20 protein-coding genes are annotated in these 23,992 nt (G+C 25.2%); 16 read left to right on the top strand and 4 right to left on the bottom strand.

Features of this window, described 5'->3' with window-relative positions:
• Positions 1-234: 234 nt before the first annotated feature.
• The 11 genes from BUA70_RS05440 (at position 235) to BUA70_RS05390 (ending at position 14,228) form a co-directional block, all read left to right on the top strand.
• Positions 235-1,866 carry a S41 family peptidase gene (locus BUA70_RS05440; RefSeq protein WP_072894427.1) on the top strand — a complete coding sequence of 544 codons (1,632 nt, stop codon included), beginning with the start codon at positions 235-237 and terminating at the stop codon, positions 1,864-1,866.
• 79 nt (positions 1,867-1,945) lie between these two features.
• Positions 1,946-2,830, top strand: coding sequence for a metal ABC transporter substrate-binding protein (locus tag BUA70_RS05435; RefSeq protein WP_072894422.1), 885 nt, complete (start codon positions 1,946-1,948; stop codon positions 2,828-2,830).
• A gap of 138 nt (positions 2,831-2,968) precedes the next feature.
• Positions 2,969-4,768: a MutS family DNA mismatch repair protein gene (locus tag BUA70_RS05430; protein WP_072894418.1), complete on the top strand. Its 1,800-nt coding sequence runs from the start codon at positions 2,969-2,971 to the stop codon at positions 4,766-4,768.
• Between the two features lie 122 nt (positions 4,769-4,890).
• Positions 4,891-6,639: a DUF262 domain-containing protein gene (locus BUA70_RS05425; RefSeq protein ID WP_072894415.1), complete on the top strand. Its 1,749-nt coding sequence runs from the start codon at positions 4,891-4,893 to the stop codon at positions 6,637-6,639.
• Between the two features lie 116 nt (positions 6,640-6,755).
• On the top strand, positions 6,756-7,706 hold the full coding sequence (locus tag BUA70_RS05420; RefSeq protein ID WP_072894412.1) for a M28 family peptidase: 951 nt from the start codon (positions 6,756-6,758) through the stop codon (positions 7,704-7,706).
• An 11-nt stretch (positions 7,707-7,717) separates the two neighbouring features.
• Positions 7,718-9,124 (top strand): LexA family protein, encoded by a 1,407-nt coding sequence (locus BUA70_RS05415; RefSeq protein WP_072894409.1) that lies wholly within the window; start codon positions 7,718-7,720, stop codon positions 9,122-9,124.
• 208 nt (positions 9,125-9,332) lie between these two features.
• Positions 9,333-10,232 carry a 3'-5' exonuclease gene (locus BUA70_RS05410; RefSeq protein ID WP_072894406.1) on the top strand — a complete coding sequence of 300 codons (900 nt, stop codon included), beginning with the start codon at positions 9,333-9,335 and terminating at the stop codon, positions 10,230-10,232.
• 288 nt (positions 10,233-10,520) lie between these two features.
• Entirely contained in the window at positions 10,521-10,955 is a 435-nt protein-coding gene (locus BUA70_RS05405) for a CBS domain-containing protein (RefSeq protein WP_072894402.1), read from the top strand.
• Between the two features lie 242 nt (positions 10,956-11,197).
• A complete protein-coding gene (locus BUA70_RS05400) occupies positions 11,198-11,467 on the top strand; it encodes a metal-sensing transcriptional repressor (RefSeq protein ID WP_072894399.1) in 270 nt (89 codons plus the stop codon).
• A gap of 11 nt (positions 11,468-11,478) precedes the next feature.
• Positions 11,479-13,917 (top strand): heavy metal translocating P-type ATPase, encoded by a 2,439-nt coding sequence (locus BUA70_RS05395; protein WP_072894395.1) that lies wholly within the window; start codon positions 11,479-11,481, stop codon positions 13,915-13,917.
• Between the two features lie 110 nt (positions 13,918-14,027).
• The gene (locus tag BUA70_RS05390; protein WP_072894392.1) at positions 14,028-14,228 is read left to right on the top strand and encodes a heavy-metal-associated domain-containing protein; all 201 of its coding nucleotides are present in this window, start codon (positions 14,028-14,030) and stop codon (positions 14,226-14,228) included.
• A 144-nt stretch (positions 14,229-14,372) separates the two neighbouring features.
• On the opposite strand, the gene BUA70_RS05385 is transcribed toward BUA70_RS05390, so the two are convergent.
• Genes BUA70_RS05385 through BUA70_RS05375 form a run of 3 tightly spaced genes read right to left on the bottom strand, consistent with a single transcriptional unit; the run spans position 14,373 to position 16,322 of the window.
• Positions 14,373-15,032 carry a DUF1292 domain-containing protein gene (locus BUA70_RS05385; protein WP_072894389.1) on the bottom strand — a complete coding sequence of 220 codons (660 nt, stop codon included), beginning with the start codon at positions 15,030-15,032 and terminating at the stop codon, positions 14,373-14,375.
• A 10-nt stretch (positions 15,033-15,042) separates the two neighbouring features.
• Entirely contained in the window at positions 15,043-15,765 is a 723-nt protein-coding gene (locus BUA70_RS05380) for a PspA/IM30 family protein (protein ID WP_072894386.1), read from the bottom strand.
• Positions 15,766-15,782: 17 nt separating this feature from the next.
• Positions 15,783-16,322, bottom strand: coding sequence for a hypothetical protein (locus BUA70_RS05375; RefSeq protein WP_083573464.1), 540 nt, complete (start codon positions 16,320-16,322; stop codon positions 15,783-15,785).
• 495 nt (positions 16,323-16,817) lie between these two features.
• Between BUA70_RS05375 and rpsA the strand changes: the two genes are divergently transcribed.
• The 3 genes from rpsA to BUA70_RS05360 all read left to right on the top strand — a co-directional run bounded on the left by rpsA (position 16,818) and on the right by BUA70_RS05360 (position 20,390).
• The gene (gene rpsA, locus BUA70_RS05370; RefSeq protein ID WP_072894380.1) at positions 16,818-17,996 is read left to right on the top strand and encodes a 30S ribosomal protein S1; all 1,179 of its coding nucleotides are present in this window, start codon (positions 16,818-16,820) and stop codon (positions 17,994-17,996) included.
• A 94-nt stretch (positions 17,997-18,090) separates the two neighbouring features.
• On the top strand, positions 18,091-18,606 hold the full coding sequence (locus BUA70_RS05365; RefSeq protein ID WP_072894378.1) for a tetratricopeptide repeat protein: 516 nt from the start codon (positions 18,091-18,093) through the stop codon (positions 18,604-18,606).
• A gap of 89 nt (positions 18,607-18,695) precedes the next feature.
• On the top strand, positions 18,696-20,390 hold the full coding sequence (locus BUA70_RS05360) for a M3 family oligoendopeptidase (protein WP_072894375.1): 1,695 nt from the start codon (positions 18,696-18,698) through the stop codon (positions 20,388-20,390).
• 147 nt (positions 20,391-20,537) lie between these two features.
• Here BUA70_RS05360 and pyk read toward each other — a convergent pair whose 3' ends face one another.
• Positions 20,538-21,953 (bottom strand): pyruvate kinase, encoded by a 1,416-nt coding sequence (gene pyk / locus BUA70_RS05355; protein ID WP_072894371.1) that lies wholly within the window; start codon positions 21,951-21,953, stop codon positions 20,538-20,540.
• Between the two features lie 205 nt (positions 21,954-22,158).
• On the opposite strand from pyk, the gene BUA70_RS05350 reads away from it, so the two are divergent.
• Complete coding sequence (locus BUA70_RS05350) at positions 22,159-23,619, top strand: aminoacyl-histidine dipeptidase (protein ID WP_072894366.1); 1,461 nt, start codon at positions 22,159-22,161, stop codon at positions 23,617-23,619.
• An 82-nt stretch (positions 23,620-23,701) separates the two neighbouring features.
• Positions 23,702-23,878: an HTH domain-containing protein gene (locus BUA70_RS05345; protein ID WP_072894363.1), complete on the top strand. Its 177-nt coding sequence runs from the start codon at positions 23,702-23,704 to the stop codon at positions 23,876-23,878.
• The last annotated feature ends 114 nt before the right edge of the window (positions 23,879-23,992 follow it).

Here is a 23,992-nt window from a genome sequence, read left to right as displayed (position 1 = left end):
ATAAACCTTGCTATTTTTATCTTTACTATGAAAGGAATAGTAAAGATAAAATTTTTGCTACTAATGTTTAAAATTAAAAATATAAGTTAAAAATTAAGTTATATAGATAGGTCTTTATACAAAAGAATATTAGATAAATAATTTTAAAATATATAAATTTTTATAATGATTTATATAAATAAAAAAAGTATAATAAAATAAATGGAAATAAAAGTAAAATTGGGAGCAGGATTTATGAAAAGTAATTTTGGAAAAGTTATGTTTATGATATTTTTTTCAATTATTATTTCAATGGGAATACAAACCAAAGAGGTTTTTTCTTATAGTGAAGATAAAAATTATAAAGAGGACATAGTTTTAAAAAACTTAACAGAAGAAGAAAAATTAGAAGACTTTAATTATTTAACTAATATATTTTTAGAAAATTATCCTTATTTTAATTCTGCTGAAAAGAAGACATCTTTTATATGGAAAGAAAATATAGATTTATTTAAAAAAGCTATTAAAAATACTAATAGCAACACAGAATTTTATGATGTATTAAATAAAATTTTAAATACACTTCAAAACATACACACAAATATTATTTCTCCTGATTATATAAAGCATTTAACTAATAACTATAATAATAGTTCTTTTAAAGTTTGGAAAAATATATTAAATAATCAATCTGTAGTTAAAAAAAATGAACAGTGGCAACAGCTTTTAAAAAGTAAAAGTGATAATTCTTATGAAACTATTCCAGTTTCTTTTTATTATGTTGAAGGAAAGTATCTAGCATATGATTTAGGAGATATACCTTGTAATGTATTCGGTGTAAATAAGGGAGATGAACTTTTAGAGGTAAATGGAATAAAAATTGATAATTATGTAAAGGGATTAATAGATAAATCTATATTAAAATATGACTATATAAGAAAGAAAAATTATATAGATTATTTAACATTTAAAGAAAGCGATAAATTTACCCTTAAATTAAAGATTAAATCTATAAATAAGGTAAAAGAATTAAATATAGAAAGTGGATTTTATAAAGAAAATAAGTATCAATTAAGTGGAACTAATTTTAAGGAAAATGTTTATACAGAAAAAATAAACAGTGATATTGCTTATATGGCGATACAATCCTTTGATTATAGTAGAGTCGAGAAAGATAATAAGATAATAAGAAGTTTTTTGGAAGAAGTAAAAAATTATAAGAATCTTATCATTGATATAAGAGGAAATGGTGGAGGATCAGATAGTTATTGGATAGAAAATATAGTAAAACCTCTTATTTTAGAACCAATAAAATTTGAATATAAATGTATATATAAAAATGGAGATTATATAAAACCTTTTATAGAGGATAGACTAGGAATTAAGGCTCAATGGCTAAAAAATAAAAATTATAAATATATAGATAAGAATTTAAAAGAAATTTTTAATAATTTAGAGGATGATTTTTATAATTATAATGATTTTAAAATAGAAATAAATCCAGAAAAAAATAATATTAACTTTAAAGGAAAAATATATTTATTAGTAAATGAAGAAGTATATTCTTCAGCAGAAAATTTTTCTGTATTTTGTAAAAGTAATAATTTTGCAACTCTTGTAGGAACAACTACTGGTGGAGATGGGATAGGTATGGATCCAGCGCTAGTGTCATTACCTAATTCTGGCTTAGTTATAAGATTTCCTCTAGAATTAGGAATTGCACCAGATAATACAATAAATGAAGAGACTCATACATTTCCTAATATATATATAGAAGAAAAAGAAGAAAATTTTATAAAAAAATTAGATTGGGAAAAAAATAAAAATGAGGATACTTTAAGTAAATATGATAATACCTTAAACGTATTAATAAATATTTGTAAATAATAAAATAGTTGACAATAGAAAGTTAAAATAGTATACTCCAAAATATAATGCAAATCATTTGCAAGTACAGGAGGGGAATATGAAAAAGTTAATATCATTAATTTGTACATTAATAATAGGACTATCATTGGTGGGCTGTACAAATAATAAAACAAACAATGAAAAGAAAGATGGAAAATTAAATGTTGTTGTAAGTTTTTATCCTTTAAAAGAATTTACGGAGAATATTGGAGGAGATAAAGTAGAGGTAAAAAGTTTAGTACCAGATGGTAGTGAACCACATGATTTTGAACCTAAAACTAAAGACTTAGAAGAACTTTTAAAATCCGATATATTTATTTATAATGGATTAGGATTAGAAGACTGGGTAAGCAAAGTAATAAATGCTTCTGATGGTAAAGTAAAAGAAATAGTAGATTCAAGTAAAGGGGTAAATAAAATAGAGACTGATGGTAAATTAGATCCTCATATATGGTTAAGTTTAAAAGAAGCACAAATACAATGTGGTAATATAAAGGATGCATTAATTCAAGTAGATGAAAAGAATAAAGATTATTATGAAAAAAATTATCAAGACTACATAAAAAAATTACAAGGGCTATATGACGAAAATAAAGATAGATTTAGTAAGTTAACTAATAAAGATTTTATAACTGGACATGAAGCTTTTGGATATTTATGTAGGGATTTTGGATTAAATCAAAAGAGTGTTGAAGATGTTTTTGGAGAAGGAGAAGTTACACCACAAAAACTTAAGGATTTAGTAGATTACTGTAAGCAAAATAATATAAAAACTATATTTATGGAAAGTTTAGCTAGCCCTAAGGTATCAGAAACTTTAGCTAAAGAAGTAGGGGCGAAAGTAGAAAAGATTTATACAATGGAAAGTCAAGAAGATAATAAAACTTATTTACAAGCAGCAAAGGAAAACTTAGATAAAATATATAATGCATTAAATAATTAAATTTTATTTAAGATAGATGAAAAGCTAACTATAACTTTATAAAAAAGCTATAGTTAGCTTTTATTTTAATGATATAATTATAAAAGTAAATATCTTAAATTTATTAAAAGCTTATACATATAGAAGGAGGGTGAATTTATGAAAAGTAATATATCTTTTTATGAAAAAAGAATAGATAATAAAAATAAAGAATTAAAAGAAATAGATAATAAGTGCAATTTTTTTAGCATTTTAAGACTTGTTATAGCAGTTTTGGCAATAATAACTACTTACTTCCTGTATAAAAACAAGAGCTATAAGTTTATATTAATGGAAATAATAGCATTTATCATAGCTTTTACTTTTATTGCATATATCCATTCTAAAACAGTAGAATATAAAAAAATGTTAAAAATCAATATAAATGTAAACGAAGATGCTTTATCTAGAGTTAATGGAAAGTGGAAAGAGTTTTTAGATAAAGGTGAAGAATATTTAAATGTAGAACATCCATTTATAAATGATTTAGATATATTTGGAAAGGGATCTTTATTTCAATGGATAAATACTACAACCACTTTATTTGGAAGAAAAAGTTTGAAGGAGAAACTATCTATAATAAAGTTACCTAAAAAAGAAGAAATATATGCAAATCAAAAAATGCTAAAAGAATTAGGAGAGAAGATTAACTTTAGACAGGATATTGAATCTTTAGGTAGGGTTTATAATAAAGAAAAAGGAGATATAGATACATTTTTAAAATGGGCTAAAGAAAGAAATGATTCTATATTAAATATACCAACTTTAATAATTTCGATAATTATGCCTATTTTAACAGTAGGATCTATAATTTTATTTTATCCTTTAAATAAAATTAGTACAGTTATGCCATCTTTATTTATAATTTTAAATATAATAATAATAAAATTTTTGGTTAAAGATAGATCAAATACAATAAGTGTTATGTATGATCTAAGATATAAAATTAAAACATATTTTAGAATTATTAAAAGGATAAATGAAGAAGATTTTCAAAATGAAGATTTAAATATGTTAAAAGGAAGATTAACTAATAAAAATAAAAAATCAGCAGCTGAGGCTTTAAGGCTTTTAGATAGATTAGAGGGTAAAGTATCAGATACTGGTAATATGTTTTATCTTATTATGAATTTTTTATTTCTTTGGGATATACATTTATTAAGAGAATTTGAAAAATGGAGAAGAGAAAATGGTGGGAATATAGAAGAGTGGTTTTTTGTATTAGGAGAGATAGAGGCTTTAAGTAGTATAGCAAATTTAAATTTTGATAATAAGGATTGGAGTTATCCAAGTATAAATGATGAATTAAAACTATCTGCTATAAATATAGGGCACCCCTTTCTTGGTGATAAAATGATAACTAATGATTTATTAATGGAAAAAAATAAAAATATAATTCTTATAACTGGTTCTAATATGTCTGGAAAGAGTACATTTTTAAGAACTATAGGAATAAATATGATATTGACTTATTTAGGTGCACCAGCTTGTGCAAAGGAGTTTTCTTGTCCTATACTTAACATTTATACTTGTATGAGGATAGGTGATAACCTAGAAGAAAATATATCTTCTTTTTATGCAGAAATATTAAGAGTTAAGAATTTAATAGAGGCAACTAAAAGGGAAGAAAAAGTATTTTTCCTTCTAGATGAAATCTTTAAAGGAACTAACTCTATAGATAGACATACAGGGGCAGAAATTCTTATAAATCAATTATGTGAAAAAGATGCAATGGGATTTGTATCAACTCATGACTTAGAGCTTTGTGATTTAGAGGAAAAAAATCAAAAGGTTTTAAATTATCATTTTGAAGAGTATTATGTAAATAATGAAATTAAATTTGATTACAAATTAAAGAGAGGAAAATCTAATACTAGAAATGCTGTTTATTTAATGAGGATGGCAGGAATAGATATTTAATAGCTTTGGACAAATTTCTGTATTACTGTTATAATTTATAAGGATGTAGGTGGATTTAAAATCCACCTATAATTTTTTAGTGTGTAATAAAATATATTTTTTATAAAATAGGAGGAATTGCTTTGTTTACTGAAAAGATAAAAGCTAAAGAGTACTATATAAAGGATCTTTTAAGTGATAAATTTTTATTTGAAATACCAGATTATCAAAGAGCTTACTCATGGACAAAAGAAAATTTACAGCAGCTAGTTGATGATATAGATGATTCAATAAATATGAATAAAGAAGAATATGGTGAGAATTTCGAAAATTTCCAACCTTATTTTATAGGAAGTATAGTTCTTTGTTCTAAGGAATTTAAAGATGATGGTTGGGGATTATATGATGTTATAGATGGACAACAAAGATTAACATCAATAATAATGTTAATAGCAACAATAAGAGACTTGCTTAAAGATGAAGGATATAAAAGTATATTAACTTCATTAATATATCAAAAACCTAATGAACTTATGGGAATAAAGGAAAGTATTAGAGTTCAAGTAAGAGGAAAAGAACTTGAATTCTTTAGAAAATATATATTAAGTCAAGAAGGCACTTTAGAAGCTTTAAAATTAGATAAAAATGAACTTAGTGAAGCAAAAGTTAACATGATAAATGCTATAGAAGTATTTAAAAATAGTTTTACGGATGAAAATGGAGATGTATTACAAGATAAATTAAATGATTTTATAAAATATTTACTTCAAAAAGTAGTTTTAGTTGTAATAATTACAGATTCATTTACTTCAGCATTTAGATTATTTAATGTTATAAATGCAAGAGGATTACCTTTAACTAATGCAGATCTATTAAAAAGTGAAAACTTAAGGGTTATAGATGAAAGTATAAGAAATAAATATACTGATATGTGGGAGACCGATGAACAAGATTTAGGAAAAGAAAACTTAGAAAATATTATAGGCTTTATAAGAACTATGAAACTTAAAAGAAAGTCTAACAATACTATATTCGAAGAATTTAATAAAAAAATATTTAAAATGGAAGAAGAATATAGAGGAGAAAACTTTATAAAACACTTACATAAGGTTAAGGAGCTTTATGTAAAATATATAGAAGATGGTAATATATCTTTAGATGATAAAGAAAAAGAAGTTTATTATAAAAATTTAGTAACTATAATGAAAGATTTCTTACCTTTTGATGAATGGATGTCTGCTTTAATAAGATTTGCAGAAAAGTTTAATAATGATAATGATATATTTAACTTCACAAAAGCATTAGAAAAAAGAGTGGTTATTGACTGGGTAAATGGGAACTCCTTTGCAGATAGATTATCAAGGGTATATAAAATAATAGACACTATAGATAATCAAAATACTTCAGCAGAAATAATAAATAGTGAAATCTTTAATGGCGATTTAGATAGAACAGCAGCTTATTTTGAAAATTCATTAAATGATATAGAATTCTATAGCAAAGGTAGAATGATGATTCCGAAATATATTCTAGTAAGATTGGATATGGAACTTAGAGGAAATGAGGCTATAGAATATAACGATAAAATAATGTTAGAGCATGTTCTACCAAGAAACGCAAAAGATAAACATTGGACTAGTAATTTTACTACAGAGGAAAGACGAAATTGGGCTAATAGATTAGGAAATCTTGTTATAATTACTGGAGCTAAGAATACAAGAGCTAATAACAAGCCATTTAAAGAGAAGATTGAACAGTATTTATCTAAAAAGAGTAATTTAAAAATTACAGAAGAAATTTTTAAATTACAGGATTGGAATATTGAATCTTTATCTAATAGACATGATGTTTTAGTTAAGAGAAGCGTTGATCTTTGGACTAATATAAAATAGTGTAAAGTTGACATAATATAGATATAGGTGTAAAATTATATAGATTTTAACTCCAAGGAAAAAGCTAATATAGGCTAAAACTTGGAGTTTTTTTTATACATAGGAGTGACAGAGAAATGAAAAAAATTAAGATAAATTATGTAGCTGCTTTTGCAGTAGTTTTAATATTGGTAGCTACAACTACTTTCGGGTGGAAAAATAACAAAAACGTAGAAGTAAAAGGTGATTCAAAAATTGAAGATAAGATTAAATCATATACTTTATTTTTTTCGGAGGATATAGGCCCAAGAAATTTTAATAATTATGATAATTTAACTAGAGCTGAAAAATATTTAATAAATAAATTTAATGACTTAGGATATGAGATTAAAGTTCAGGATTTTGAAGTAGATGGAAAGTTATTAGCAAATGTAGTTGCATATAAAGACGAAGATAAAAATAAAGAGAAAATCATAGTAGGAGCTCATTATGATAGTAGCGATAGCTCATCAGCAGATGGCTGTTCTACACCAATAGCTTCTTTACTTACTTTAGCTGAATTATATAATGAAAATGAAGGGAAAAGCGGAGTTGAGTTTGTTGCCTTTGCTAATCATGAGATTCCTCTTAAAAGATCAAAAGAACTTGGAAGTAATCATTTTGTAGAAAAGTTAAAAGAAGAAGGAAAAAATATTAAAGGAGCAATAGTATTAGATTCTTTAGGATATTATTATGAAAATATCTTATCTCAAAGATATCCGTTTAAAGGTCCTGTTATGCCAGATAGAGGTAATTTTATAGCTTTAAATGGAACTAAAAATTCTAAAGAATTTTTTGAAGAATTTACATCCAAATTTGAAAAAGACAGTGAAGTTCCTTCCTTAAAATCTCAAACATTAACTTTAGGTAGAAAATCATCTGGAGTAGAGAGTTTTTGGGAAAATGGATATGATGCAGTATTAGTAAGTGATACTGGGGTTCTTAGAAATATAGATATATATAGTAAAGATGATAATATTAATGAAATAAATTTTAAATATATGAGTGAGGTTATAAAAAACATTTCAGAGTTTCTTTCAAATAGTTAGGAGGAGAGGCTATGAATTTTAATAAAAAACAAAAAAGATATTTACAAAATAAATCCTTAGGATATCAGATTATAAAAGGAGAGCTAAATACAGGTAAAACAACTTGTGCTCTTTATAAAACTATAAAAATAGAAAATAAATACTGCATTTTAAATAGGGATGAGATAGCCTTTATATCTTCAACAAAGGAAAAATTAGATAAGGCAAAAGAAATATATTTTAAAGCAAAAGATGAAACTTTTTTTGATTCTTTAACTTTATTTTCTACCAAGAGAGATAAAATAAAATTTTTTACTTTAGATGAAATAATAAATAGCTATAGTAATGGATATATAAATAAGAATAGATTAAACTATAAATTTATAGATCAAAGGAAAAAAATATGTCTAATTAAAAATTTAATAGAGGATAAAAAAGATTTATATAAGAAGTCTAAAGTAATAAAAAATAGTAATTTAAAATTTTTAATAGAAGAAATAGACTGGATAAGAGAGAATAATTTAACGGAAGAAAGTTACTTAAATATACCAAGAATGGGAAGAGGAAAAAGATTAAAAAAAGGGGCTTTAACTAGAATAGGTATATATGATATATGTAAGAGTTATGAAGAAATATTATTAAATAAAGGATTTTTAGATTATAATATATTAATAAAATTTGCTTTTTTAGAAAGTGAAAAGAAAGAAAATAAATTCTCTCATGTTATTGTAGATGATTTTGAGGAGATAACAAAAACTGAGTTTCAACTTCTAGATAAAATTTGCAGCCATGAAAGCTATTCTACCTTAACAATTATATTAAATAGTAAAAAGGGTACAAAAAATAAAAAATGGATACCTAAAAATAATAGGACCTTTATTTTTGATGAAAAAATTAATATTAAAGATAATGATGAAACTTTAAATTTTCTAGAAAATTATACTTATTATGATTTAAAAAATAAAACTAAGACTAATTTACTTATAGACTATGGAATAAGAGAAAAGGAAGTAATAATAAAAGATTTTAAAGATAATAGCGAATATGTAGAAAGTGATTTAAAGTCTATTCCTATATATAGTAATATAGCAGCAGGAGAGCCTATTCTTATAAATTCACAAAAGGAAAGTGAATTTTCTTTACCTAGCATTTGGTTTAAAGGAAAAAATAATATTTTTATATTAACTATAAAAGGTGATAGTATGAAAAATGCTGATATAGAGGATGGAGATTTAGTTGTTATAAAGAAACAGAATGTAGCAGATAATAATGAGATTGTTGCAGTAAATTTAGAAGGAGAAGCTACGTTAAAAAGATTAATTTTAAAAAATGGACAAGCTCTTCTTATGCCAGAGAATCCAAAATATTTACCTATTTCATTAGAAGAAAGACAATGGCAGATATTAGGAGTAGCTATAGGTATTATAAAACAAAAGTAAATATTATAACTAGATTTAATTATATTATTAGCATTTTATATAAAATAATTTAGAGGTTTTTAAGTTGTAAAATTAGTATTTTAATATATATTAATTTAGATTAATATATTAAAAATGTAATTTTATAACTTTATTTTTTATATAAATGAAAATATATGAAATTTATGGCATAATTATATAGGGAGATAATAGTGAGAGGATGTTTTTAATGACTTATGTGATAATAGATCTAGAATTTAATAATATGAAAAATATAACTAAATATTACCCTAAATTTTATGAAGAACATATGGAATTAGAAAAACCAGAATTAGATAATGAAATAATTGAAATTGGGGCTATAAAGTTAGATAAATTTATGAGAAATATAGGAGAATTTAAAAGATATATAACTCCTAAAGTATTAAAAATTTTAAATCCTAACATAATAGATATTACTGGAATAGAAGAAAAGGATCTTAAAAAGGGAATTGATTTTTGTGATGGTATAGAGGAACTTAAAAATTTCGTTGGGGAAGATTCTATAATATGCTCATGGGCAAAGGATGATATTACGGAAATAATAAAGAATGCTAATTATCATAAATATAAAAATTTAAGTTGGATAAAAGAATATATAGATATTCAAGAGTATGCAACTAAAATTCTTGCACATAAAAATTCTTTAAGTTTAAAACATGCTTTAGAGGAGCTAAAAATAAAGATAGATACTAGAAAACTTCATGATGCTTTAAATGATGCCATATATACTGGGGAAGTTTTTAAAAGGTTATATAATAATAAAATGATAAAAAATCATATAGTAAAGGATATTTATAATATGCCTGCTATAAAAATTAATAATTTAAAATCAGTTAAACTTAACTTAAATAATATAGATTTTACTTGTCCAAGATGTAGAAATACTTTTGAGATAGATCAACCTTTTAAAGCTTTTTCTTGGAGATTTTTAACAGTGGGTACTTGTCCTAAATGTAAATGTAAATTATTAAATGAAATTGTAATTAAAAAAACTCTAACAGGAGAAGAGGTTTATTCTCAATCTAAAACTATATTAAATGATATAGAATATATGAATTATTTATATAAATTAGAAAAGGCAAACTAATAAGGTTTGCTTTTATTATATTTTAAATAATATTTTTTATAAAGATAATTATATTATTATAAAAATATTTAGTAAAAATAATATTGCAATATTTATGAAAACTTATAGATTAATATATTATAATATGGAAATAAAAAGTAAAGTTTTCTTAAGTTTCGATAAATTATAAACAAAGTTTATGCCAATTATTTAGTAAGCCTATAACAAAAATATTAAAAATATGATAAAATTAAGTTGTAAGAAGAATATTTCTTATAATATAATAAGTAAAATTAGAAAGGGTTTAGTATGAATATAGCATTTTTTCTAACACCTAAAAGTGAAGTGGTTTATGAGAATGTAGATGCAACAATGAGACAGGTTATGGAAAGAATGGAGCATAATGGATATACTGCAATTCCTCTAATAGACAAGGCTGGTAGATATGTAGGAACTCTTACAGAGGGGGACTTGCTTTGGAAATTAAAAAATACTCCAGAATTAACTTTCAGTAATACAAATACAGTAAAGGTTAAAGATATTTCAAGAAGAGTAAACCATAAATGTGTATACATAGATGCAGATATAGAAAGTATTATTACTTTAGCTGTATCTCAAAATTTTGTACCTGTTGTTGATGACCATGGAATTTTTATAGGAATAATAAAAAGAAGCGATATAATAAATTATTGTTATAAAAATTTATATAAAAAAGATAAAGATATAGTTTCTAAAATAGGATAATATTAAAATATTTATTAAGTTATAGGCTATTGAAGCTACAAAGTTATTGATAATTAAATATCAATAACTTTGTAGCTTATTTTATTTTTAATGAATATAAATCATAATTTATAACAAATTAAGAAAGATGGATTAATTAATAAAAGTTTTGAAAAAATTAAAATTAAATTTATTGACAATTATTATCACTAGAAGTATTATAAAAATATATGATACCCCCACGGGGGGTGGGAGGTGTAAATATGAACGAAGAAAAAAAGAAAGCATTACAATGTTTAAAAACATGTAAGGGTCAAATAGAGGGAATAATAAGAATGATTGAAGATGAAAGATATTGTATTGATATATCAAATCAAATAATAGCATCTCAAGCAATCTTAAAAAAGGCTAATAAGCTTATATTAAAGCAACACATGAACCACTGTGTAAAATCTGCTTTTTTAAATAACGATGATCCAGAGGAAAAAATTGAGGAAATTGTAGAAATATTAAATAAACTTATTGATAAGTAGGAGATGATTCTATGGTAGAAAAAAGTTTAAAAATAGAAGGAATGACATGTGCTTCCTGTGCAAGAAGAATAGAGAAAGTTGTATCTAAAGCTGAAGGAGTTTCTGAGGCATCTGTTAATTTAGCTTCTGAAAATTTAAAAGTAGTTTATGATGAAGATAAAATTTCTTTAGATGATATAGTAGAAAAAATAGATAAAGCTGGATTTAAAGCATTAAGAGATAGAACCAATGTTATTTTAAGAATAGAAGGAATGAGTTGTGCATCTTGCGCGCAAAGAATTGAAAAGATAGTTAATAAAATGCATGGAGTTTTAAGTGCTATAGTTAATCTTTCAGCAGAAACATTAGCTCTTTCTTATGATAATAATGAAGTAAGATTAGGAGAAATTAAAAAAGCAGTTGAAAGAGCTGGTTTTAAACTTATAGAAGAAGAAAAGGAAGATGAACATCAAAAGAAAAAAGAGCAAGAAATAAAGAATATGAAAAAAAGATTGATTTTATCTATAGTTTTTACTATACCGCTTTTAATAATTTCTATGGGGCATATGGTTGGATTAAAGTTGCCAAGTATAATAGATCCTCATATAAATCCATTGAATTTTGCTCTTAGTCAATTAGTTTTAACATCAATAGTTATGTTTATTGGGAGAAAGTTTTTTGTAGTTGGATTTAAAAGCCTAGTGATGAGAAGTCCTAATATGGATTCTTTAATATCTATAGGTACATGGGCTGCATATCTTTATGGGGTATTTGCAATATATAACATAATAAAAGGTGATACTAACTATGCAATGAAATTATATTTTGAGTCTGGTGCTACAATACTAACACTTATAACCTTAGGAAAATATTTAGAAACACTTACAAAAGGTAGAACATCAGAAGCTATCAAAAAGCTTATGGGATTATCCCCAAAAACAGCTACTGTTATGAAGGATGGCAAAGAACAGATTTTAGATATAGATGAAGTTGAGGTTGGAGATATAATATTAGTAAAACCAGGTGAAAGACTTCCTGTAGATGGAGTAGTTGTAGAAGGGAATACATCTATAGATGAAAGTATGTTAACTGGTGAAAGCATACCATTAGAAAAAAGTATTGGAGATAATGTATTTGGAGCAAGTATTAATAAAAATGGAGTGATAAAATATAGAACTACCAAAGTAGGAAAAGATACTGTTATATCTCAAATAGTTAAATTAGTAGAGGAAGCTCAAGGATCTAAGGCTCCTATTGCTAAAATGGCAGATATTATTTCAGGATACTTTGTACCAGTAGTTATAACATTAGCTGTAATTTCAAGTTTAGCTTGGTATATAAAAGGAGAGGGAACAGTATTTTCATTAACAATTTTTATATCTGTTTTAGTAATAGCTTGTCCTTGTGCTTTAGGATTAGCTACACCAACAGCAATAATGGTTGGTACAGGTAAGGGTGCAGAAAATGGTATTTTAATAAAAAGTGGAGAAGCGTTAGAAAATACACATAGTTTAAATACTGTTGTCTTTGATAAGACTGGAACTATTACAGAAGGAAAGCCAAAAGTTACAGATATTATATCTAATAATATATCAAAAGAAGAAATGTTAATTTTAGCAGCTTCAGCAGAAAAAGGATCTGAACATCCATTAGGTGAGGCTATAGTAAAAGAAGCTTTAGATAAAAACTTAGAATTAAAAAACTTAGAAAATTTTAAAGCTATTCCAGGTAAGGGAATAGAAGTAATAATAGATTCAAAGAAAATTTTCCTGGGAAATAAAAAGTTTTTAGAAGAAAAAAATATAATTTTAGGGAATTTAGAAGAAGAAACTGAAAAGTTAGCTAATGAAGGTAAGACTCCTATGTTTATGGCTTCTCAAAATGAAGTAATGGGAATAATAGCTGTTGCAGACACAGTTAAAGAAAATAGTAAAAAAGCTGTAGAAAATCTTCATAAAATGGGAATAGAAGTTGTAATGCTTACAGGAGATAATAAAAATACTGCTAATGCTATTGGAAGACAAGTTGGAATTGATAAGGTAATTTCAGAAGTTTTACCAGAGGATAAGGCAAATAAAGTTAAAGAATTACAAAGTGATGGGAAAAAAGTAGCTATGGTTGGTGATGGAATAAATGATGCTCCTGCTCTTGCTATTGCAGATATTGGGATTGCTATAGGATCAGGAACAGATGTAGCTATAGAATCTGCTGATATAGTTCTTATGAAAAGTGATATTATGGATGTAATTGGTGCTATTCAGTTAAGCAAGCAAACTATAAAAAATATTAAGGAAAATTTATTTTGGGCTTTTGGATATAATTCTTTAGGAATACCAGTTGCCATGGGGGCTTTGCATATTTTTGGTGGTCCTTTATTAAATCCTATGATAGCAGCCTTAGCTATGAGCTTTAGTTCTGTATCAGTGCTTTTAAATGCTTTAAGATTAAAAACATTTAAACCTAAATACTAAAGTCAATAAAATTTTATTTAAAATATTAATTTGTAAAGGTGTATTATAAAGTACAAAGATAATAAAAATTTATTTGTGCTTATTAAATAATAAAATAGGAGGAATGTATTATGAAGAAGACTATAATAATAGAAGGTATGTCATGTATGCATTGTGTAAATAGTGTTAAGGGGGCCTTAGAATCTTTAAAAGGAATAGATAAGATTATAAATATAGAAAAAGGAAAGGCTATAATAGAAGGCTCTGTTTCTGACGAAGTTTTAAAGGAAACTATAGAAGACTTAGGATTTGATGTAAAGAAAATAATTTAGACTATCATATACTATATTTAAAATATACTTATATAGGTTTATAATTAAAGATTAATTTGTTTTTAAATTATAATATAAATATAATAAAAGCACTGAGATTTAAAGAGCTTATTTTACAAGCATATTAATCTCAGTGCTTTTAACTTAAAGATCTTTTCCTTCAAAGGTTTCTACAACAAAATCAAACTCTTCTCCGTCAGTTATTTCTCCATAATTATCTTCACTTATACCAGGATAATAATAAAGTATAAATTTATCATTAGAATCCATAATATTTTGAAGAACTATATAATGTCTATCTAACTGGCAGTCTTCAAGTGTACCAAGAACTTTATATTTATTACTAATACCAGTATTATTGTTAGTTAAATCTAAAATCCAATTTTCATAAACTGTAATATTAATTTTTTCTTTATCACATTTTTTTATATAAGAACCGCTTTTACAGCCTAAGCAGCTGTTAAAACTACATTCTTTTATACAATTTAAGCAAGCACACTTATCGCAGTTCCTTAACTGATTAAAATCACTTCTGTGATCATTCTTATATGAAGATAATAAGTTTTCATACTTATTATCTTTTAAAAAAGAGAAAAAGGATTTTTTAAAAGATAGCTCAGATTCTGCACTATCTAGTAAATTTATATATTTTTTTAGAATATCTTTTTTTATATAATATTTTCTTCTATTTAGATTTTTTTCTTCTATAAATGGAGATATATTATCTATTGCATAATTTATATCTACAAATATTTTTCCCCATAAGTCTTTTTCATTTTTTATAAAATCTAAATCTTTACTCATTTTTGTCACCTTATTTATCTTTATATTTAGAAAGTTCATCATCTAAAGATGAGTCACTATTAGTTTTAACTGATGAAGAAGAACTAGGATTTTTATACTTATCAAGTTCTGCATCTAAATCTATTTTGTTTAAAGCTTCAAATTCATCTTCTAAAGTATCAACCTTCTTTAAATCTCCTAATCCTTCTGCTAAAGATTCTTTCTTTTGAATTTTTCTTTCAATATCATCAATATTTATTGAGTTTGATTTAGTTTGAACATTAGCTAAAATTTCATTTACTTTCTTTGAAGCTTCAGCATTATTGTATCTTGCAGCAGCCTCATCTCTGTAATTTCTTGTTTTTTCAATCTCTTCCTCTAAAGATCTTAAATTAGTTTTAATAGTTTCAGCTTTACTATAGGCTTCATTATAACTATTTTTTAAACTTTCATATTTTTTATCTGCATCTAATTTTCTTTGAAGAGCTTTCTTTGCTAAATCTTCATTTCCTTTAGAAAGTGCAAGTTTGACTTTATCATCATAATCTTTAGATTCTAATTCAGCCTCTTTCATTTTCTTCTCTATTTCATGAACATTACCAAGGATTTGAGCGGAGGATAGTTTAGCTTTATTTAAATTTTCCTCCATATCTCTTATTTTTTGATCAAGTAATTGAATTGGATTTTCTAAATTATCTAAAGCATCATTTGCTTTAGCCTTAAACATATTTGATATTCTTCCAAAAACTCCCATTATTATCCCTCCAAATATTATTTTCTTCTTGTAAATTTTTTAATAAGATTTATTATAATAATAATTATTATAAATGCTATAAATATTTTAAATACTGTCCATAGAATACTATGTTGTGATCCATATCCCCCGTAATAAGAACGGCTTCTTCCAAATGGTGATCCAAAGGGAATTGGAATAAAGGATCTTTTAGAACCACTATCATTATATCGTTTTTGATCATTCTCCTTATTAGAATTTTTTTCTTCATTAGTTGGTGGTGAATTACTAAAGGAACCGGATTTGTAGTCTCCACTTTTACTAGAGGAATTAGAAGAATTTCCTTTATCATTAGAGGATGAATTACTTTTATCAGAACTTTTATTAGAAAAAGAGCCAGATTTATAATCCCCAGTAGATGATTTAGGGTTCTTATTTATTGAAGATTTACTTCCTTGATTTCCACTAGATTTATTGGTGGATGAACTACTTTTAAATGAAGAGGAAGACTTAAAACCAGAACTACTTCTTGAACTATGACTAGAACTATGAGAATGTCCTCCTTTTGCATAAACCAACTGATTATTGTAATCACCAGAATTTGCAACGTTTAAAGTATCTATTGCAAAACTTGAAATTAAAAATATTAAAGTTAGAAATATAGTTGATAAAAATCGCTTTTTCCTTTTAATTGTTTACACCTCCTAATGAATTATCATAATGTAATTATATGTTATGTTGCTGTATTTAACAAAGTTCAAAAACGGTTAAAAAAGATTAAATTCTATAGTTAAAGTGATTTAGAAATAAAAATCGCATGAAATCACTTAAAAACTCACGTTATATATTTTTTTATATAATATTATAAGTTATTAGATACCATATAGATAAATAAAAATTATATTAGTTAAATTATATCATATAAAATGTAATAAAATTCTAATAAATATTATATTGTAATTATATTAAAAATATTGTGAAAAAAATTATAAATATTTTAATACTATTGTTTTAATCTACCATATTAGGTTAAAATAAAATCATGAACATCGTAATGAGGAGTTGAAGTTTTTATGACAACAGAAAATATGTCAATGGATGAAATGATGAAGGCTTATGATTTTAACAAAATATATAATGGCCAAATAGTAAAAGGTAAGGTTATAGATATAACAGATAAAGAAGTATTTGTAAATATAAATTATTTTGCAGATGGTGTTATATCAAAAGAAGAGCTTTCTAACGATATAGATATTAACCCAGCAGATATTTTAAAAGTGGATGATGAAATTGATGTAATGATTATATCAAAGGATAATGGAGAAGGAAATGTTGCTTTATCAAAGAAAAGAGTAGATTCTATAAGGGTTTGGGATAGTATAAAAAAGGCTTATAAAGAGAAAAAACATTTAATAATAAAAATAAAAGAGGAAGTAAAAGGCGGATTAATAGCATTCTATAAAGGTATTAGAATCTTTATGCCTGCATCTCAAGCTTCTGGAATGGGAAAAATTGATTTAAAAACATTAATTGATAAGGATGTAGAAGTTGAAATTATAGAATTTGATAAAGAAAAGAAAAAAGTTGTAGTATCAAGAAGAGTTATAGACGAAAAAATAAAGGAAGAAAAGAGAAGAGCTATAGAAGAAGAAAAGAAAAAATTATGGGCTTCTTTAAGAAAAGGTGAAAAAAGAAATGGTAAAGTAGTTAGACTTGTCAAGTTTGGTGCTTTTGTAGATATTGGTGGAATAGAAGGATTAGTTCATAATAATGATCTTTCATGGAAGAGAATTGTAGATCCATCAGAAGTAGTTTCTGTAGGAGATAAAGTTGAAGTATTTGTTCAAGATTTTGATGAAATTAAAGGAAGATTATCATTAGCGTTAAAAGAGGTAGATAACAATCCTTGGGATAATTTAAATGGTAAATATAAAATAAATGATATCATTCAAGGTAAAGTTGTAAAATTCATGAATTTTGGAGCTTTTGTAGAATTAGAGCCTGGAGTTGAAGGATTAGTTCATATATCAGAAATAACTGATGAAAATATAGCTAAGGCATCTGATGTTTTAAAAATTGGTGAAACAATAAAAGTTAAGGTTTTAGATATAGATGAGAAAAATCATAAAATGAGCTTAAGTATAAAAGATGCAGTAGAAAAGTCAAAGGATTATCTTAAATATGTTGATGAAGAAGAAGGGGCTACTTTAGGAGATATATTAAAGGATAAATTAGGAGATTTAAAACTTTAAAAGTAAAAATATTTTATAGTTAAGATGTACTAGGTTTAGCATTAGATAATAAATTTAATGCTAAACCTTTATTTACATAGGAAGTGGTATAAAAATGATAAAACCATTTTATCTTAGAAATCCTAAAGCTTCAATGAGAGGGAAAATAGCAATAGGAGTTATGATATTTATTATAGGAATTGCAATGCCTTTTATGTTATTTATTGGGATAATCTATTGTATTTATCTTTACTTTGATTTTAAAAAGTTAAAAAGTGAGTTTGGCATCTTAAAAGAAAGTGCCATTAAAGAGTTTAATAATAAAAATTTTAAGTTGTGCTTAGAATGTTCTAGGAAGGGTCTAGAATTAAATAATAAAGATTTAGTATTTGAAGTTTTGGAGGCACTAAGTTTATTTAATTTAAAAAATTATAAAGATTTTATAGAAATAATTGAAAGACTAAATAAAAATAATAAGGTGAGAACTGATATAGATATACAGCTAAAACTTGGAGAGAGCTATGAAATACTAAAAGAGGATTTAAAGGCTAAAGAAACCTACAAATACTTACAAGGGATTTTTCCTAAAAGCATTTATCTTAAAGAAAAGATTGAATTATTATCAAAATAAACAAAATTTTAATAAAAAAGGCATAAATATTTTCAAGATAATATATTTTATAATTAAAATATAAATATTATTTAAAATGGAGGGTTATTATGGAATTTGATGATTTAAGAAAGCATATAAATGATGATGAGCCTAAAGAAGAAATAATTAAAGCTTATGAAAAACTTTTAAAAGAGAATATAAAGAATGTAGAAGAATTAAAGGAATGGATAAGTAGCTTTGATAAGTTATCTAATATAATAGAGGAAAGATTACGTAGAAATTATGCTAAATTTAATGGGTATAATAATGATTTAAAGATAAAGAAAACCTATGAATATGATCAACAATACATAATGCCAATAATTAATGAATATAAAGATAAAATAAATAATTTTATTTATAATAGTTCTTTAAAGGACGAATTAGATTCTTATTATGATTTAATGTTAAAAATAAAAAGGAACGATATAGAAATCTTTAGAAAAGAAAATATTCCTTTATCAGTAGAAGAAAATAAATTAGCTAATAAATATTATGATGTAACAGGCTCAATGACTGTTATTTGGGACGGTGAAGAAAAAACACTTCCTCAGATGAGTAAATATTTAAGAAATGAAAATAGAGATGTAAGAGAAAAAGCATTTAAATTAATAGAGGAAAGAATATTACAGGATAAAGAAAAATTAGATGATATATTTGATAAATTAGTTCATATAAGAAATGAAATTGCTAAAAATGCAGGATTTTCTAATTATAGAGATTATATGTTTAAATATCTTAGAAGATTTGACTATAATCCAGAAGATTGTAATGAATTCCATGAAGCTGTTAGAAAATATGTAGTTCCACTAAAAGAAAAAATAGAAAAAAGAAAAGCAAAAGAACTTGGAGTAAATAGTTTTAGGCCTTGGGATGAGCAAGGAGTGTTTAAAGGTGAGACTCCTTTAAAGCCATGTAACTCAACTAGAGAATTAATAAATGGAGTTACAAATATATTTTATAAATTAAATCCTTTCTTTGGAGATGTTTTAAATAGAATGGATAAAGAAAAAACCTTGGATTTAGATAGTAGGAAATTTAAATCACCAGGTGGATTTTGTGACTATTTTCCTGAAAGTAATATACCATTTATATTCATGAATAGTGATAATAGTCAAGGAGATATGGTTACTCTTTGCCATGAAGGAGGACACTCTGTTCATGCTATGCTTGCATCTCATATAAAGGTTCCAGAGTATAAAGATACTCCAAGTGAAATTGCAGAACTTGCATCTATGTCTATGGAACTTCTAACAATGGAACATTGGAAGGAATTTTATAATGAAGAAGACTTTAAGAGGGCTAAAAGAGAACAACTAGAAGGAATAATAAAATTTCTTCCTTGGGCAATGGTTGTAGATAAATTTCAACATTGGATATATTTAAATCCAGATGTGACAGAAGAGGAAAGAAATGAAGAGTTTACTAAAATAGCTAAAGCATTTGTATATACTTATATGGATTGGTCTGGACTTTCTGAGGAATTAAAACATAGATGGAAAAAACAACTTCATATATATGAAGTTCCATTTTATTATATAGAATATGCCATAGCTCAATTAGGTGCTTTACAAGTTTATAAAAACTATAAAGAAAACAAAGAAAATGCTATAAAAATGTACAAGAATGGTTTATCAGAAGGTGCAGAAAAGCCGTTAAGAGAACTTTATAAAGATACTGGAATTAAATTTGACTTTAGTGAAGATATGATAAAAGAATTAATGGATTTCTTGTGGAATGAATTAGAAGAGGTATATAAATAAAGATTATATAAGATTTTTATTAAAGTAATATGGTATTATATGAATGAGATAAATTAGTATTAAAACTTAATTTTAATATTAAAGATTTTAAAAATATTTAATAAAATAGACATCTCACAAAATTTAATTTGTGAGATGTCTTATTATTTAAACTGTTTCTATTTTAAGCATATTTGTTCCACCTGGTTGAGAAGTTGGACCTGCTGCAACCATTATAGTATCTCCTTCTGAAATATACTTAGTTTCCTTTGCAATTTCTTTTGCTTGACTTAAAATTTCCTCTGTAGTTTTGAAATCTTTACAAAGTCTTGGAAGTACTCCAAAATTTAAAGCAAGAGAACGAGCTACTGTTGGTTCTGGAGTTATAGCTATTATAGGACAACATGGCTTATATCTAGATATAAGTCTTGCAGTAACACCACTTTTAGTAGCAGCTACAATAGCTTTAGTAGGCAATTTATTTGCAGTCTTAGCAGCAGAGTAGCTAATTGCATGTTCAAAGTCTACTAAATCTGGATTTTTTAATCTTTTAGTCATATATTCATAGTCTAAATTATCTTCAGTTTCCTTTGCTATTTTAGACATTGTTTTAGCTGCTAATATAGGATATAATCCAGAAGCGCTTTCACCACTTAGCATTATTGCATCAGTACCATCAAAGATAGCATTACAAATATCACAAGCTTCTGCTCTTGTAGGTCTTGAGTTTCTTATCATTGAATCAAGCATTTGAGTAGCTGTTATAACTATTTTACCTACAGTGTTGCATTTTTTTATAATTTTCTTTTGGATTATAGGAACTTTTTCTATAGGAATTTCAACTCCCATATCTCCTCTTGCAACCATTATTCCGTCTGCAACCTCTATTATATCTTTAACGTTATTAACCCCTTCTTGGCTTTCAATTTTAGCTATTATTTTTATGTTTTTTCCACCATTATCATTAAGTATTTTACGATACTCTAATATGTCACTTGCTTTTCTTATAAAGGAAGCTGCTACAAAATCTGCCTCTACTTTACAAGCAAATTTTAAATCTTCAGCATCTTTTTCTGTAATTGCGGGAAGATTTATGCTAACATTAGGAACATTAACTCCCTTATGATTCTTAATATCTCCGCCAACTACTACTTCACATTTTATTTCTTTACCATCTATTTCTAAAATTTTAAATTCTAAAAGACCATCATCTACTAATATAGTTCCATTAACTTTAACGTCTTTATAAAGTTCATCATAAGAGATAGAACACTTAGTTTCATCGCCTAAAATTTCTTTTCCACAAATAAATGAAAACTTATCTCCTTCTTTTAAAGTAACTCCATCATTTTTGAAATTATGAGTTCTTATTTTAGGACCTTTAATATCTATTAATATAGCAGTAGATGAATTCATTTCTTTTCTTAAATCTTTTAATATATTTATTTTTTCAAGGTGACTTTCATAAGTACCATGAGAAAAGTTTAATCTTGCAGCACTCATGCCTATTTTGATAAATTCTCTTAATGTTTCTTTATTATCACTAGCAGGACCAATGGTGAATATCATTTTTGTTTTTTGCATAGTTTACCACCTCTTTATAAATTTTTACATATTAATTAATTATATTACTTAATTTAAATATTTGCGAGTATTATTTTAAATATTCAGTAAAAATTATAAATTTTAAAATTTTTAAAATTTTACATATAGTAAAAAATAGATATTATATAATTAGGACGATAATTTTATTTGAACTCTATTAATGTAGGAAAGGATTTGAATAAATATGAATATAATATCAAATTTAGAACCTAAAAATGTATTTAAGTATTTTGAGGAAATTTCAAAAATACCTAGAGAATCTGGAAATGAAAAGGGAATTAGTGATTATCTTGTAAATTTTGCTAAAAGTAGAGGTTTAGAAGTTATACAGGATGATATGTTAAATGTAATAATAAAAAAACCAGGAACTAAAGGATATGAAGCTTCTCCTACAGTTATAATTCAAGGGCATATGGATATGGTTTGTGAGAAAAATAGTGATGTTATACATGACTTTAAAAAAGATCCTTTAAAATTAAGAGTAGAAGAAGATTACATATATGCATCTGGAACAACATTAGGAGGAGATGATGGTATAGCTATAGCCTATGGGTTAGCTTTGCTAGATTCTAAAAATATAAATCATCCACCTATAGAGTTTGTAGCTACTGCAGATGAGGAAATGGATATGAGAGGAATAGTAGCTTTAGATGCTAAAAATTTAACAGGCCAAATACTTTTAAACCTTGATTCAGAAGAAGAGGGAAAACTTTTAGTAAGTAGTGCAGGAGGAGTTAGAGTTAAAATTTCTTTAAAAATAAAATGGGAGAAATCAGATGATAAATCTATTCCAATAAAAATATCTATTAGTGGATTAAAAGGTGGACATTCTGGAATGGAGATTCATAAACAAAGAGCAAATAGTGATAAGCTTTTAGGAAGAATATTAAATGATCTTTTAAGTAACATAGATTATAAAATAGTAAAAATAAATGGAGGAGATAGAGATAATGCTATCCCAAGAGAAGGGGAAGTTATTCTTTCTATAGATAAAAATGATTTTCAGTTATGCAAAAACATTATAGATAAGTGGAAAAAGACTTTTTATAATGAATTTAAAGAAATAGATTCTAATATAGATATTAATTTAAATAAAGAGAGGTTTAAAATAGAAAAGGTATTTTCTAAGGACACAACTAAAAAAGCAATACAAGCTCTTTTATTAATACCAAGTGGTGTTAATACAATGAGTAGTGATATTGAGGGACTAGTGGAAAGTTCAACTAACTTAGGAATGGTTAAAACTACTGATAGTGAAGTAGAATATATTAGTGCAATTAGAAGTTCTATAGATTCTTTAAAGGAGGATATAGCTTGTAGACTTAAAGTTATATCACAGTTAATTAATGCAGATTACTCAGAATCATCAGAGTATCCAGGATGGCAATATGATAAGGATTCTAAATTAAGAGTTTTATGTGAAAAGATTTATGAGGATATTACAGGTGAAAAACCAGAGATATTAGCTTTACATGCAGGGTTAGAGTGTGGATTTTTTAAAGAAAAGTTTAAAGATAGATATATAGACATTATATCTTTTGGTCCTGATATTTATGATGTTCATACACCAGATGAACATATAAGTATATCTTCTGTAAAAAATCAATGGGAGTATTTAATTAAAATATTAGAAAATATTAAATAAAAGAAAACAATTATTACTTTATAGACATTATTAAGAAAATATTCTATAATTTATAAATAAAAGGGTTATTTGGAGGTTTACTATGGATATAAAAGAAAAAGTATATGATTTATTAAAAAATTCAGAGGAGCCATTAAAAGGTGGAGAAATTGCTGAAAAATTAGGTGTTGATAAAAAAGATATAGATAAAGCTATAAAAGCTTTAAAATCAGAAGAAAAAATAGTATCACCAAAGAGATGCTATTATTCAGCAGAGTAAAAATAAAAAATATCATCTATTAAAAATAGATGATATTTTTTATTTTTATCTTAAATATCTCATAAAATTTTCTTTTCATTCATAGTAATATAATAAAAAATGTGGAGAATTATT

Source organism: Clostridium fallax (assembly GCF_900129365.1).
Classification (GTDB): Bacteria; Bacillota; Clostridia; order Clostridiales; family Clostridiaceae; genus Clostridium_AH; species Clostridium_AH fallax.
The sequence above is the reverse complement of the archived record's forward strand: the minus strand, read 5'-3'. Positions and strand labels throughout refer to the sequence as shown.

Bases quoted from the DNA above. Each gene is read 5' to 3' on its own strand.
- BUA70_RS05440 (WP_072894427.1), top strand. From the start codon at position 235: ATGAAAAGTAATTTTGGAAAAGTTATGTTTATGATATTTTTTTCAATT.
- BUA70_RS05435 (WP_072894422.1), top strand. From the start codon at position 1,946: ATGAAAAAGTTAATATCATTAATTTGTACATTAATAATAGGACTATCA.
- BUA70_RS05430 (WP_072894418.1), top strand. From the start codon at position 2,969: ATGAAAAGTAATATATCTTTTTATGAAAAAAGAATAGATAATAAAAAT.
- BUA70_RS05420 (WP_072894412.1), top strand. From the start codon at position 6,756: ATGAAAAAAATTAAGATAAATTATGTAGCTGCTTTTGCAGTAGTTTTA.
- BUA70_RS05415 (WP_072894409.1), top strand. From the start codon at position 7,718: ATGAATTTTAATAAAAAACAAAAAAGATATTTACAAAATAAATCCTTA.
- BUA70_RS05410 (WP_072894406.1), top strand. From the start codon at position 9,333: ATGACTTATGTGATAATAGATCTAGAATTTAATAATATGAAAAATATA.
- BUA70_RS05405 (WP_072894402.1), top strand. From the start codon at position 10,521: ATGAATATAGCATTTTTTCTAACACCTAAAAGTGAAGTGGTTTATGAG.
- BUA70_RS05400 (WP_072894399.1), top strand. From the start codon at position 11,198: ATGAACGAAGAAAAAAAGAAAGCATTACAATGTTTAAAAACATGTAAG.
- BUA70_RS05395 (WP_072894395.1), top strand. From the start codon at position 11,479: ATGGTAGAAAAAAGTTTAAAAATAGAAGGAATGACATGTGCTTCCTGT.
- BUA70_RS05390 (WP_072894392.1), top strand. From the start codon at position 14,028: ATGAAGAAGACTATAATAATAGAAGGTATGTCATGTATGCATTGTGTA.
- BUA70_RS05385 (WP_072894389.1), bottom strand. From the start codon at position 15,032: ATGAGTAAAGATTTAGATTTTATAAAAAATGAAAAAGACTTATGGGGA.
- BUA70_RS05380 (WP_072894386.1), bottom strand. From the start codon at position 15,765: ATGGGAGTTTTTGGAAGAATATCAAATATGTTTAAGGCTAAAGCAAAT.
- rpsA (WP_072894380.1), top strand. From the start codon at position 16,818: ATGACAACAGAAAATATGTCAATGGATGAAATGATGAAGGCTTATGAT.
- BUA70_RS05365 (WP_072894378.1), top strand. From the start codon at position 18,091: ATGATAAAACCATTTTATCTTAGAAATCCTAAAGCTTCAATGAGAGGG.
- BUA70_RS05360 (WP_072894375.1), top strand. From the start codon at position 18,696: ATGGAATTTGATGATTTAAGAAAGCATATAAATGATGATGAGCCTAAA.
- pyk (WP_072894371.1), bottom strand. From the start codon at position 21,953: ATGCAAAAAACAAAAATGATATTCACCATTGGTCCTGCTAGTGATAAT.
- BUA70_RS05350 (WP_072894366.1), top strand. From the start codon at position 22,159: ATGAATATAATATCAAATTTAGAACCTAAAAATGTATTTAAGTATTTT.
- BUA70_RS05345 (WP_072894363.1), top strand. From the start codon at position 23,702: ATGGATATAAAAGAAAAAGTATATGATTTATTAAAAAATTCAGAGGAG.